This is a genomic window from Algibacter mikhailovii, assembly GCF_014651495.1.
In the GTDB taxonomy this organism is placed as follows: domain Bacteria; phylum Bacteroidota; class Bacteroidia; order Flavobacteriales; family Flavobacteriaceae; genus Algibacter_E; species Algibacter_E mikhailovii.
The window spans coordinates 257,119-271,379 of the sequence record NZ_BMWZ01000003.1 but is presented as its reverse complement, the minus strand read 5'-3'; the positions used below and the strand labels follow the sequence as shown (position 1 = coordinate 271,379).

The window sequence follows — 14,261 nt, the reverse complement described above, 5'->3', positions numbered from 1 at the left end:
CCATGGAGCATAATTTAGCAGTAGGATTAGACATAGGAACCACAAAAATTGTGGCCATGATTGGGCGTAAGAATGAATACGGTAAGGTTGAGATCTTAGGTATTGGTAAATCTAAAAGCTTAGGTGTTCATCGTGGTGTAGTAAATAATATTACGCAAACTATTCAATCCATCCAACAGGCCATTCAAGAAGCTGAGATTGCTGCAGAAATGAAGATTCAAGATGTTACCGTTGGTATTGCAGGGCAACATATTAGAAGTTTACAGCACAGTGATTACATAACACGGTCTAATTCTGATACCGTAATTGATGATGATGATATTGATCGATTAATCAATCAGGTTCATAAATTGGTAATGCTTCCGGGAGAAGAAATTATTCATGTTTTACCTCAAGAATATAAAATTGATGGCCAAGCTGAAATAACGGAGCCTATTGGTATGTATGGTGGAAGGTTAGAGGCCAATTTTCATGTTGTAGTGGGGCAAGTGTCTTCCATTAGAAATATTGGCCGCTGTGTTCAAAGTGCCGGATTGAATTTAGAAGGTATTACACTAGAGCCTTTGGCATCAGCTAATGCAGTTTTAAGTCAGGAAGAGAAGGAAGCAGGTGTCGCTTTAATTGATATAGGAGGGGGAACTACTGATTTAGCCATTTTTAGAGATGGAATTATTCGTCATACTGCAGTGATTCCTTTTGGCGGCAATGTTATTACCGAAGATATCAAAGAGGGGTGTTCAATAATTGAAAAACAAGCTGAATTATTAAAAATAAAATTTGGCTCGGCATGGCCTGGAGAAAATAAGGATAATGAGATTGTGTCAATTCCTGGATTACGAGGTCGCGAGCCTAAAGAAATAACCTTAAAAAATCTTTCAAAAATAATTCATGCTCGTGTAGTGGAGATTGTGGAACAAGTCTATGTTGAGATTAAGAATTATGGGCATGAAGAGCAAAAGAAAAAATTAATAGCAGGTATAGTTTTAACTGGAGGAGGCAGTCAGTTGAAACACCTAAAACAATTAGTAGAGTATATAACCGGAATGGATACCAGAATTGGCTATCCCAATGAACATTTGGCTGGCGATAGTGATGACGATATCACAAGCCCTCTTTTCGCTACAGCCGTTGGTCTTGTATTAGACGGATTAAAAAGACAAGAACGTAAGAAAACTGAGCAGCAGCAGGATGTTGAAGATTTATTAGAATCAGATACCTCTGTTGAAGAAGAACCAAAAGAAGCACCTATTAAGGAAAGACGCTCATTCCTTGATAAGTTGACAGAGCGCGTTAAAGATTTTTTAGATAACGCTGAGTGATTAAACCATTGAATTAAAATTATAAAGTACAAACCCCCAGTAAAACTGAATTTATGAGCAGCAACAAAGAATTCGAAAGTATTTCATTTGATTTACCCAAGAATCAATCAAACGTAATTAAAGTTATAGGCGTTGGTGGTGGCGGAAGTAATGCCATTAACCATATGTTCCAACAAGGTATTAAAGGTGTAGATTTTTACGTCTGTAATACGGATGCCCAAGCCCTCCAAAATAGTGGTGTTCCAAACAAAATCCAATTAGGTCTTACGCTTACAGAAGGTTTAGGGGCTGGAGCAAATCCCGATATTGGAGAGCAGTCTGCAGTAGAAAGTTTTGATGATATTTCTCAAATGTTAGACTCTAATACAAAAATGGTCTTTATTACTGCCGGAATGGGAGGAGGTACGGGTACTGGTGCGGCTCCTATAATTGCTAAAATGGCTAAGGATTTGGATATCTTAACCGTTGGTATTGTGACTATGCCTTTTCAATTTGAAGGGAAAATGCGTCTTGAGCAATCTCAAAAAGGAATTGAAAAATTAAGAAGTGTTGTTGATTCGCTTATTGTTATAAACAATAATAAACTTCGTGAAGTTTATGGGAATTTAGGATTCAAAGCTGGCTTCTCTAAAGCTGATGAGGTTTTATCTACTGCTGCTCGTGGTATAGCCGAAGTAATAACACATCACTATACACAAAATATTGATTTACGTGATGCTAAAACGGTATTGAGTAATAGTGGTACCGCAATAATGGGCTCATCATTAGCTTCTGGCCAAAATCGTGCTCAAGATGCCATTCGCAATGCTTTAGACTCACCACTATTGAATGACAATAAAATAACCGGCGCTAAAAACGTATTGTTGCTTATCGTTTCTGGTGCTCAGGAAATTACAATTGATGAAATAGGGGAAATAAATGATCATATCCAAAATGAAGCTGGTCATGGCGCTAATATTATAATGGGTGTTGGTGAAGATGAAACGCTTGAAGAATCTATTGCCGTGACTATTATTGCTACGGGTTTTAATATTGAACAACAGGATGAGATTTCTAATACAGAGACTAAAAAAGTAGTGCATTCTCTTAGTGAAGATCAAGAGTTAGACGCAGCGCAAAAGGAGCCGGTAATCATTGCACCTGTAATTGAGCTGAAAGAAGAAAAAGAAACGCCTGTTGTTCGTCATACCTTAGATTTAGATGTTGAAGAGGATGATGCTGAACAATTTACAATCAAACAAAAAACAGAAAAGACAGACCATAACATAGATTTAATTTCAACGTCTGATTTAATAAAAAATATAGACGTTGTCTATAATGAGGTTTCTGCTACTATTGAAGATGAAGAAGATTTCATTATTAAGCCGGTGACGCGAATGTCTACGGATTTAGATAGTTTACTTGAACAAGACACTATTTCTGAATATATAGAAGAAGAGAAGCAAATTACGTTAACCTTTGATTTGCCTTTATCCGAGGATGATCAGGATCAATTTGAAAAGAGAAAAGTTGAGGATGTGGTATCTTATGATTTGATTGATGACGATGTTAAAGATATTGCTGTAAATGATTATGTTGAGCTCATTACTGTCACAGAGACTAATAAAGATGGCGATATTCGATATGCTTTAGATGATTATTCAGACGAAGAGTCTTCTTTAAGTAAAAAGGATGCCGTAGCTGAGCCAATAGAAGAAGATAATGATATTGCTTTTGAAAGAAAGGTTGTGAAAAGCGTTGTGCTTGAAGAAGATGATGCTCAGGAAATTGACCCAATGAACACGCCTATTTCAGAATTACTAAAGGAGCGGGCTGAAGAGCGTAGGCGTAAAATGAAAGATTTTAACTATAAATTTAATAGTTCTAAAATTGATGATATTGAAAAAGTACCTGCCTACAAACGTCAGGGCGTTAATTTAAATGAAGCTAAACATTCATCTGAAACTGATATGTCACGAACAAGTATTGGCTTAGATGATAACGATGATATTCAACTAAGAAGTAATAATTCTTTTTTGCATGATAACGTAGATTAATTAAAGTTCCATTGACTAACTTTTACTATGTAATGAACCCGAATAGGCCTCCCTCAGCTTTTCGGGTTTTTAATTGGGATTGTTTTGTCTTTAAAATGGACCTGTGCCATATAGGTTTTGATGTAATTAAAATGTTGATAGTAATAATTCTTTTTTATTTGTACTTCTAAGTTTAGGCATCCAACTTTTTTTTATCTTCGCAGTCAAATAAAGAAATAATGAGTTTACAGCAAGATGTTATGTCGGCCTTAAAAGTCGCAATGAAAACTAAGGATCAGGTAGCGCTAACAGCTTTACGTGCGGTTAAATCGGCAATATTATTAGCTCAAACTGAAAGAGGTGTAAAAGAAGATTTAAGCGAAGAGCAGGAACTTAAAATACTTCAAAAGCAAGTAAAGCAACGCAAAGATAGTGCGGCTATTTATTTGGAACAAGGACGAGAAGACCTTGCTGCTCCTGAATTGGCTGAAGCTGAAGTGATAGCCCAGTTTTTACCTGAAGCCTTGACTAATGAGGAAATTGAAAAAGTGGTTGTTGCAACTATAGATCAAATAGGTGCGTCAGGGATGAAAGATATGGGGAAAGTCATGGGAATAGTGAATAAGGAGTTGGCAGGAAGGGCTGATGGGAAAACTATTTCTACTATCGTGAAATCGAAATTATCATAACATATAATCCTATAATTCAGGATATAATGGCTGCGTAGTTCAACTGGATAGAATATCAGATTTCGGCTCTGAGGGTTGGGGGTTCGAATCCCTTCGCGGTCACAATTAAAAGGCTTCAATGATTTGTTTATCAAATGATTGAAGCTTTTTTTATTTGCATGGTTTTGTTTGATTCATGCAGGTTGTTCATTTTTAGGTCTTGGCGCTATAGTTGTTTTAAAAAGTAGGTCTTCTGTCTTAAAAATGCTGAGCTCTAGCTTAGAAGGATCTGCTAGATAGGAATCTATTTCAAAAATAGGCTTACCAAGGGCTTGGCATGTGTTTTTTCTTTATTAGAGATGCTATGATTTATGCTGCTACCGTATTCTGAAATTGGTGTTTTGCGTCATAAAATATTACTTTACCCCAACCTATAGAGTTGCCAAAGAAATAGGGTGTAAAAACCTTGTGTTTTTGTTATCGTTATCTAAGCAGTTTAATGTATTGTGTTTTCCGTAACCTGTATTGTTTGTTTTTACTTGAGTTGAGTACCATACAAAATTGGTAATAACAGGCTTAATTCCTTTATTTTATATATATTGCTAACACTACAACTAAATTAATGGCTAAAATGAAACTAATAGATTATAATCACTTTTTGTTGTGTGTGTTTTTTGTTTTGAAATTAACTGCACAAGAACAGCCTCCTATAGAAGTATTTTCAGCTACTGATTACGAGGCTGAAACACAGAATTGGAGTGTTGCCCAATCTAAAGATCGAAATATTTATGTCGCAAATAATAAAGGACTTTTAGAGTATAATGGCGCTTATTGGAAACTATATGAATCGCCGAATGAAACTATAATGCGATCTGTTAGTGTAATTGATAATTTAATTTATTCCGGAAGTAACAACGATTTTGGGTATTGGCAAAAAAATGATTTCGGCATCTTATTCTATTCTTCCCTTTCTGAGGCCTTAGAAATAGAATTTGTTGAAGAAGAAAGCTTTTGGAATATCCTTAGTGTTGAAGATTATATATTGTTTCAATCCTTAAGGCGCATATATATATATAATAAATTAGATGGTACTTATAGTACTATAGAATCCCAATCAATTATTTACAAAATGTTTGAGGTGGATGAAAGTATTTATTTCCAAAAAACCAATGAAGGTATTTATAAAATAGAAAATGGGGATGCTAAGTTAGTTTCTGATAATCCGATTGTGGCATACAATAGGCTTGTTAATATATATAAAACTAATGATGGCTTATTAGTAGAAACCGAAAACGAAGGGTTCTATGTGTTATCTAATAATGGTATTTCAAAGTGGAATATAACAGCTAATAACGTGCTTTCTGAAGTAAGTGTTTTCAGAAGTATTCAGTTAAGAGATGGAAGCTTTGTTTTAGGAACAAGATCTGATGGTATTCTTCATTTAACTGATGACGGGAAACTGGATTATAAAATTGATGTAATACATGGTCTGAGTAATAATACGGTGCATGCGGTTTTTGAGGATGAGGATAGCAATATCTGGTTGGCTTTGGAAAATGGAATAAATTGTATAAATATTAAATCTCCATTTACTACTTATAAGGATGAGGATGGTAAATTAGGAACGGTGCATACATCGACAGTCTTTAATGATGTTTTGTATTTAGGAACTAATCAAGGTTTGTTTTATAAACCTTTAAATAGTGATGGAGAGTTTGCTTTACTTTCTGGAATTCAGGAATCTGTATGGAATTTAGTTGTTTTTGATGATGTTTTGTTCTGTGGTCATGATACAGGAACCTCTATAGTAAGCGGGAGAGAGGCCAAAAAAATTAAGGGCATTGATCATGGGACTTGGGATATTAAAGCGATTCCTGGAAATCCTAATTGGCTGCTTCAGGGCAATTACAATGGATTGTATGTGATAGAAAACCAAAATGGTAATTGGGTGCTAAGAAATAGAATTGAAGGTTTTGATTTGTCAAGTAGGTTTTATGAATTATATAATAATCATATTTTCATAAGCCATGAATATAAAGGGGTATTTAAATTAGAGGTAGATAAGGATTTTAAAAAGGCATTAAAAATAGAAAAAATTCCAGCAGTAGATAAAGAGCTTCATTCTAGTATTGTGAAATATAAGGATAAACTATTGTTCGGCTGTAAAAAAGGTGTTTTCACATACCAAGATGAATATAATAAGTTTGTAAAAGATTCGGTATTGAGCACACTTTTTAAAAGTAATGAATATACTTCAGGGAAGTTAATTAATACCCCATTGACCAATACCTTATGGGCTTTTTCAAAATACAGTTTAAATTATTTGTCACCAGGTAAGTTAAGTGATGTTCCAAAAATTAATTCGATATCCTTATCACAATCTTTACCAAGAGGTTTGACGGGGTATGAAAATATTACCCATATTGATAAAGAGCGCTATTTAATTGGTACTTCTACAGGGTATACTATGGTAGATTTGGAAAGACTACCTAAAAAGAATTATAATGTGGTCCTTAACACGATTGTTAAAAGCAAATTTAACGCGCCGCCTGATACAGTTAATAAATTGGAAAAAGGATTTTTTGAAAATTCAGAGAGCGATGTGCTTTTTAATTTTAGTGTAGCAGAGTTTGATAAGTATATTGATACAGAATATCAATATAAGCTTGAAGGTATGTATCCAGAATGGAGCGATTGGTCTACGGATGCTCATACACTGTTTAAAAATTTATCATTTGGGGATTATGTATTCAAATTAAGGGCACGTGTTGGGAATAGAGTGACCGAAAATACGGCGTCGTATGAATTTAGTATTGACAGACCATGGTTTTTAACCAATGTGATGATCGGCATATATGTTATACTAGTGCTTTTATTTTCATTGTTTATGCATAATGTATATACAAGGTATTATAGAAAACAGCGGGAGGTATTACTTAAAGAGTCTCAGCGCGAGTTGGAATTAAAGGAGTTAGAAAATAAGCAGCAGCTTATGCGATTTAATAATGATAAGCTGAGGCAGGATATTGAAAGTAAGAATAGAGAGCTTGGTATTTCTACTATGAGTTTAATTAAAAAGAATGAGTTTTTGAATAGTATTAAAAAGGAATTATTAAGTACAGAAGATAGTAAGAGCATCAAACAAGTGGTTAAGATAATTGATAGGAATCTAAACAATAATGATGATTGGCATGTTTTTGAAGAGGCGTTTAATAATGCCGATAAGGATTTTTTGAAAAAGATTAAATCTCTTCACCCAGAACTCACTTCAAATGACTTAAGGTTATGTACCTATTTGAGACTTAATTTGTCATCAAAAGAGATTGCTCCATTGTTAAATATCTCATCTAGAAGTGTTGAGGTTAAACGTTATAGGTTGAGGAAAAAAATGAATCTAAAGCATGAATCAAGCTTAACGGATTATATTTTGGAAATTTAAAACCACAACACAGCTATTTTATACCTATACAAGACCACAACATTGGCTTAAAAAGTGGTTTTTTGGTTAAAAATTTAATTTCCTTAAATCTATGTTAAAACCTTGTAATTATTGGGGTTTTAATAAAAATGTGTCCTTTTTTTTGAATTGTATGTTTTTTGTAGCGGTGTAAATTATTAAATCAACAATGTGATTCGATAATTTTACTTAAAACAAAAACTAACAATTTTATGAGACACACGCTATTCAAAATTTTAACCTTATTCTTTATAGCATACTCCAGTGCACAAAATGTGGACATAAGTGGAGTTGTTCAGGATGAAACAGGATTTCCAGTTCCTGGGGCAAACATTATTGTAAAGGATACTAGCAAAGGATCTACAACAGACTTTGATGGTAATTTTACTTTAAACGAGGTTGAAACGGGTTCGATAATTACCGTTAGTTACATAGGATATGTAACTAAAGAAATTACTATCACAAGCAATGAACCTTTAACTATTGTCTTACAAGAAGACTTAGCGCAACTAGATGAAGTAGTTGTTATTGGTTATGGTACACAAAAGAAAAAGGATGTTACAGGGGCAGTGGCCATTGTAGATTCACAAACCATTGAGGATTTAAAACCAGTAGATGCAGCCCAGGCGTTACAAGGTACTTCAGCTGGGGTAGCAGTAACCGCTCCCTCGGGTTCACCAGGTGGTGGATTCAACATCTTAATTAGAGGTGTTAGTTCAAACGGTGACAATGGACCTTTAGTAATTGTTGACGGTTACAAAGGAGATTTAAACACCATTAACCCTAGTGATATTGAAACCTTTTCAATTCTTAAAGATGCTCAAGCAGCAATTTATGGTATAGAAGGTGCAAACGGGGTGGTTTTGGTAACTACTAAAAGTGGTAAAAAGAACCAGGCATTAAAAATCAACTATAACGGATTTACTGGTGTGCAACAAACTACACGTAAATTGCCATATTTAAATGCTACGGAGTATGCCCTAATCCTTAATGAAAGCCATGCAGCAAATGGTGAGGCCTTACCTTATCCTGATGTAAGTGGTTTAGGCGTAGGAACCAACTGGCAGGATGAATTGTTTACTACCGCTCCTATAATGAACCATAATGTTAGTGCTTCAGGTGGTGGAGAAACAAGTACTTATTATTTTGGGGGATCTTATATAGACCAAAAAGGTATTATTTCACCTGAAAAATCAAATTTTAGAAGAGCCAATGTTAAAATCAAACTAGGATTTGATATAGGCAAAAAGTTGAAGTTTACAACTTCCGCAAACTACTTTAATTCAAACCGACAAACCATTGGTGAAAATGCTTTAGGGACACCGTTATTTAACGCGCTTAATTACGCACCAACGTATGGTGTTGATGAAGGAGATCCTTCTGGTTTTTTAGGAAACGAGGTGATTAATCCTTTAACTCAAATAGCTAACACGTACAACGATTATAATGGAAATGCTATTGAGGGTACATTTCAGTTGGTCTATACGCCTATTGAAGGTTTGTCATTCACTTCTCGTCTTGGTATAAGATCTTATAATGATAAAGGAAAAACATTTAGCCCTGAGGTGGAATATGGTTCAGGTAAAGTATTTAATAACCCAAGAAGCAGTGTAAACCAATATAGAAACACTAATAATTCTTACACTTGGGAGACCTTTGGTAATTATCAAAGAACTTTTGCTGAAAACCATAATACAACGTTTACACTTGGTACAAGTGTTATTAGAGATTGGGGAGATAATTTAAGTGGTACAGGTTTTGACGTACCCAATAACTCGTGGGATTTTGCTGAAATACAGTTAGCTAATGGAATAAGCGAAACAAAAAATGCAAATTCTTATACCTATGATAGTCGGTTGTCTTCATTCTTTGGTAGAGTACAATATGATTATAAAGGGAAGTACTTATTATCTGCAATGATTCGTAGAGATGGATCTTCTGATTTTTCTCCAGATAATCGAATTGATTACTTCTCCTCTGTAACCGCAGGTTGGAAAATTTCTGATGAAGCATTTTTGGAGGATTCGGAAACGATTAATTTCTTGAAGTTAAGAGGTAGTTTTGGTACTCTGGGTAATAATACTGGTGCTGATTTATATAGAGCCCTTTTAGATGGTGAAGCAACTTATGTTTTAGATGGTGCAATTACTAACGGTAGAGCCAGTGGTAGAATACCAAACCCTGATGCTTCATGGGAAACAGCAAAAAAGTTTGATGTTGGTTTAGATTTAAACATGTTTGATAACAAACTAACTATTGTAGCTGACTATTTCATTGAAGATAGAGAAGATTTGTTAATTTCTAGTTTTCCTGTTTCAGGTATTTTAGGTGGTTTTGCTCCCGGAGCGGGATTACCAACTGTAAATGCAGGTACTACACGAAATACAGGTATTGAATTAGCAATAGGTTATAAAAATCAAATTAATGATAACACAGCTTTTGCCATAAACTATAACGTTACTAAGATTGAAGGTGAAGTACTTGAGGTAAGAGACAATATTCCTTCAAGAGGTGGTGATTTTAGTGTTGGTCAACCACAAATAGCAGTTTTAGAACCAGGTCAACCGGTTGGGTATTTCCTAGGGTACAAGACCAATGGTTTATTTCAAAATCAAGCCGAAGTTGATGCTTCAGCACAACCGGATGCAGCTCCAGGAGATATTCGCTTTTTAGATATAGATAATGACGGTGAAATTACTGATGCAGATAGAACCAAATTGGGAAAACCTCAAGCAGATTATATTATGGGGCTTAATTTAAGCTTTGATTATAAAAACTGGGATTTTGGAGCATACATGTATGCAGAGTTAGGAAAAGAGACCGTTAGAAACTATGAGCGTGATCAATCTAATGTAAACCGCTTGAAATTGTATTTAGATAGATGGACCGGTGAAGGTACTAGCAACTCTGTTCCAAGAGTGACTAATGGAGGAACAACTAATAGATTGTTTTCAGATTTTTATGTTGAAGATTCGTCATTCTTAAGAGTCCAAAACATTCAGTTAGGTTATTCTTTAGGGGATGATGTTGTTGAAAAAATTGGCATCAAAAAGCTTCGTATTTATACCTTAATAAACAACCCGTTTACCATTACAAAATATAATGGTTATGATCCAGCAGCGACAAATGGGGCTGCTATTGGAGGAGGAATTGACTATGGTTTCTACCCTATTGCGAGACAATTTATTATTGGTTTAAATCTATCAATCTAAAATAATATACAAGATGAAAAAATATATAAATAAAATAACGAAAGCTTTAACCATTGCAGTGGTTGTGTTTGGAGCTCATTCTTGTGGCGATGCGTACCTTGAAGATGTTCAAGTCTACAATATTGATTCCGAAAATTACTTTAATTCAGAATCAGATTATTATGATGCCCTTGTAGGTGCTTATGATTTATTACAATCTTCATACGTGAATGCCATTCTTGGGGAAATCGCTTCTGATAATACCCTTTGTGGAGGTGAAAGCGCTACCGATGTTATTGGGTGGCAACAAATTGATGACATGGTTCATACCCCTGTAAATAGTAATTTAAGAGATGTATGGAACTGGATGTACGCTGGTGTGAGTAGAACAAATTTCATTATGGAATTTCAGGATAAAATCGACTTTGAAGGTAGGGAGGCACTTATTGCTGAAACTAGATTCTTAAGAGCGTATTATTATTTTGAATTGGTAAAATGGTTTGGTCCTGTACCGTTGAAAGAATCTCGCTTTCAAATAGGTGATGAAACATCGATTCCGCGTTCGCCAGTAGCTGATGTATACGCTCTAATTGAAAAAGACTTGCAATATGCTGTAGCTAATTTGACTTACACTGCTCCTCAGGCGGGAAGAGCGACAAAAGGTTCTGCTCAAGCACTTTTAGGTAAGGCCTATTTATACCAAGAGAAATACGGTGAGGCTACTACGGTTTTTGACAATTTAATTGAAATGGGACCTTATGATTTGGTTGAAGATTATGAAATGCTTTGGGAGGCTGAAGGCGAAAATAGTATAGAGGCTGTTTTTGAAGTTCAATATACAGATGTTGAAGGTGCAGGATTTGATTGTTTGCAATGTAGTGAAGGTAATGTTGCCATTGGATTTAGTGGTATAAGAAACTACACAGGTCCATTGTTTTCTTCTGGATTTAGTTTTAATGTACCTACTCAAGAATCTTATGATGCTTTTGAAGATGCTGATTTACGTAAGGACATAGCAATTTTAGATATTGACGCATGGGCTGCACAAGAAGGTGCTACTTTTGGGACAGGCTATGAACATACTGGGTATTTTAATAGAAAATATATTCCAAGAAAAAGAAGTTCAGAAGCTGCCGGTGATTTAAACTTAACAAATCCTGGGAATTACAGAGCCATTCGTTTTGCAGATGTGCTATTAATGGCTGCTGAAGCTTATAATACTGGGGGAATTAGTGATACAAAAGCACAAGAGTATTTAAACAGAGTGAGAAGACGTGCTTATGGCGTTGATGACAACTCTGTTGATATAACCGACTCGGGTAGTAATCTTACAAGTGCAATAGCTAGAGAAAGACGTTTAGAACTTATGGGAGAAGGACACCGTTTCTTTGACCTGGTTAGAACTGGTGATGGATCAAGAATCCCCGGATTTGTAGAGGGAAAGCATAATATTTTCCCAATTCCAATCGAGGAGATTCAATTTGCTAATGGAAATTGGTCACAAAACCCGAATTACTAAAAAAAAGAAAAATTATGAAAACAATGAAATATATAACTAGTTTTTGTGCTATCGCTATGCTGATGATATTTGGCTGCGATAAGGATGAGAACGTCGATTTTGTTAAAAATATAGCAGCACCAACTAATATCTCTGCTGGTGTAAATGTTATTCCTGATAACACAGGGTTGACGCAGATTACCCCAACAGGTGATGGTGTGGCAAGTTTTGTAGTTGATTTTGGAGATGGTTCTGAAGTTTCAGAATCTTTAGCTCCTGGGGAATATGCTGAGCATATGTATGCCGAAGGTACTTTTGAGGCCATTATTACGGCTACAGGTATCAATGGTAAATCAGCTACAGGTACACAAACGGTAAATGTGTCATTCAGAGCTCCTGAGAATATTACAATTAATACAGCGATAGATGGCGCAAATCCATTTGTACTTAATGTATCGGCTACGGCGGATTATGCATCAAGTTTTCTCGTATTTTTTGACACTACTAATCCAGATGAAGAAGGTACGCCTTTAGAGTTGGACGGTACTGTTAGTAACGAGTATCCAGGTGTTGGTGATTATAATATTAAGGTAGTTGCCTTAAGTGGAGGTGTTGAATCTAGCGAACTAGAACAAACAGTTACCATTTCTGCACCAGTAGTATTTCCTGTAGATTTTGAGGTATTTGACGCTTCTGCTTTTATTGGGTTTGGTGGTGCTTCTGCAGCAGTAATTGATAATCCCGATACCAATGGAAATTCATCTTCAAAAGTAGGTGAAATTGTAAAAGGTGGTCCAGAAGTATGGGCAGGAAACGTAATCACTATGTCTTCACCAATTGATTTTAGCTTGAAAAAAGCTATAAAAATGAATGTGTGGTCTCCAAGAGCAGGTGGTAAACTTCTATTGAAAATTGAAAACCTTGACGATGCTGGAATTTTTGTTGAGAAGGAAGTTACTTTGGAAGGTACTAGTACATGGGAAGAAGCCGTTTTTGATTTCTCTGATATTGATGAATCTCAATCTTATCAAAAATTAGTGTACTTCTTTGATTTTGGTACAGTTGGTGCCGGAGGACCAGAATGGACATTTTATATAGATGATATTAATCAAACCATCCCTTCAAGTGGTGCAACAGGATTACCAGGACAATGGGTAATGGCTCCAGAAGGTGGTGCTTTGGGTGTTGGACCTTCTGTTGGTGATGTTAGTTGGTGGAATTGTGATGCGGATTGTGTTGCAGCCAGAGCATGTTATTATGACGATGTGTATATTTTTGGTAACGATGGATCTTTCCAAAATGATTTAGGTGCTGAAACTTGGACTGAAGGTTGGCAAGGTGGCGGAGACTCATGTGGTACTCCAGTTGCACCTCATGATGGATCTAACCCAGCAACCTATGTCTATGATGAGGGTGCAGGTACTGTTACCTTAAGTGGCGTTGGCGCTTTCATTGGTTTAGCAAAAGCTTACAATGGCGGAGAATTATCAAGCCCAGGAGATGCTCCGGCGTCAATAACTTATAATCTTGAGTTTTTAGATAATGATACTATTGCAGTTAATATTGATGTTGGAGGCGGTACGTTCTGGCAATTTAAATTGATTAGAGCAGGGGTAGTAACCACGCCTTTAACTGGAACTTGGCAATTAGCAAATGAAGGCGGTGCCTTAGGTGTTGGTCCTTCTCTTGGAGATGTAAGCTGGTGGAATTGTGATCCTGCTTGTGTAACAGGAAGAGCATGTTATTATGATGATTTATATGTGTTTGGCGCAGATGGATCGTTCCAAAATGTTCCAGGTGCTGAAACTTGGATTGAAGGATGGCAAGGCGGAGGAGATTCTTGTGGAACTCCTGTAGCACCTCATGATGGCTCAATTCCAGCAACATATTCTTATGATGGTGGAGCCGGAACATTTACTCTAAATGGCAAAGGGTCTTATATAGGTCTGCCAAAAGCCGTGAATGGTTCTGAGATTTCTGATCCAAATGCCGCACCAGATGCTGTGGTATATAATGTCACTTTTGCAGATGCTAACACTATAAACGTGAGTATTGATGTAGGTGGAGGAACTTATTGGCAATATAAACTTGTGAAAATCTAAAAAAATAAATT

At 35.8% G+C, this 14,261-nt stretch carries 7 protein-coding genes and 1 tRNA gene; all 8 read left to right on the top strand.

What is annotated here, in order from left to right:
* Positions 1 to 2 precede the first annotated feature (2 nt).
* A complete protein-coding gene (gene ftsA, locus IE051_RS07280) occupies positions 3 to 1,319 on the top strand; it encodes a cell division protein FtsA (protein WP_189360126.1) in 1,317 nt (438 codons plus the stop codon).
* Positions 1,320 to 1,372: 53 nt separating this feature from the next.
* Entirely contained in the window at positions 1,373 to 3,355 is a 1,983-nt protein-coding gene (gene ftsZ / locus IE051_RS07275; protein WP_189360125.1) for a cell division protein FtsZ, read from the top strand.
* Between the two features lie 218 nt (positions 3,356 to 3,573).
* Entirely contained in the window at positions 3,574 to 4,023 is a 450-nt protein-coding gene (locus tag IE051_RS07270) for a GatB/YqeY domain-containing protein (RefSeq protein WP_189360124.1), read from the top strand.
* Between the two features lie 28 nt (positions 4,024 to 4,051).
* Positions 4,052 to 4,125 (top strand) — tRNA-Arg (locus IE051_RS07265).
* A 508-nt stretch (positions 4,126 to 4,633) separates the two neighbouring features.
* Positions 4,634 to 7,441, top strand: a complete 2,808-nt coding sequence (locus IE051_RS07260) for a helix-turn-helix and ligand-binding sensor domain-containing protein (RefSeq protein ID WP_229796751.1) — start codon at positions 4,634 to 4,636, stop codon at positions 7,439 to 7,441.
* Positions 7,442 to 7,671: 230 nt separating this feature from the next.
* Entirely contained in the window at positions 7,672 to 10,671 is a 3,000-nt protein-coding gene (locus IE051_RS07255) for a SusC/RagA family TonB-linked outer membrane protein (protein ID WP_189360123.1), read from the top strand.
* Positions 10,672 to 10,684: 13 nt separating this feature from the next.
* On the top strand, positions 10,685 to 12,169 hold the full coding sequence (locus IE051_RS07250) for a RagB/SusD family nutrient uptake outer membrane protein (RefSeq protein WP_189360122.1): 1,485 nt from the start codon (positions 10,685 to 10,687) through the stop codon (positions 12,167 to 12,169).
* A 14-nt stretch (positions 12,170 to 12,183) separates the two neighbouring features.
* Positions 12,184 to 14,250 carry a hypothetical protein gene (locus IE051_RS07245; protein WP_189360121.1) on the top strand — a complete coding sequence of 689 codons (2,067 nt, stop codon included), beginning with the start codon at positions 12,184 to 12,186 and terminating at the stop codon, positions 14,248 to 14,250.
* Positions 14,251 to 14,261: the final 11 nt, after the last annotated feature.

Bases quoted from the DNA above. Each gene is read 5' to 3' on its own strand.
- IE051_RS07250 (WP_189360122.1), top strand. From the start codon at position 10,685: ATGAAAAAATATATAAATAAAATAACGAAAGCTTTAACCATTGCAGTG.
- ftsA (WP_189360126.1), top strand. From the start codon at position 3: ATGGAGCATAATTTAGCAGTAGGATTAGACATAGGAACCACAAAAATT.
- IE051_RS07270 (WP_189360124.1), top strand. From the start codon at position 3,574: ATGAGTTTACAGCAAGATGTTATGTCGGCCTTAAAAGTCGCAATGAAA.
- IE051_RS07255 (WP_189360123.1), top strand. From the start codon at position 7,672: ATGAGACACACGCTATTCAAAATTTTAACCTTATTCTTTATAGCATAC.
- ftsZ (WP_189360125.1), top strand. From the start codon at position 1,373: ATGAGCAGCAACAAAGAATTCGAAAGTATTTCATTTGATTTACCCAAG.
- IE051_RS07245 (WP_189360121.1), top strand. From the start codon at position 12,184: ATGAAAACAATGAAATATATAACTAGTTTTTGTGCTATCGCTATGCTG.
- IE051_RS07260 (WP_229796751.1), top strand. From the start codon at position 4,634: ATGAAACTAATAGATTATAATCACTTTTTGTTGTGTGTGTTTTTTGTT.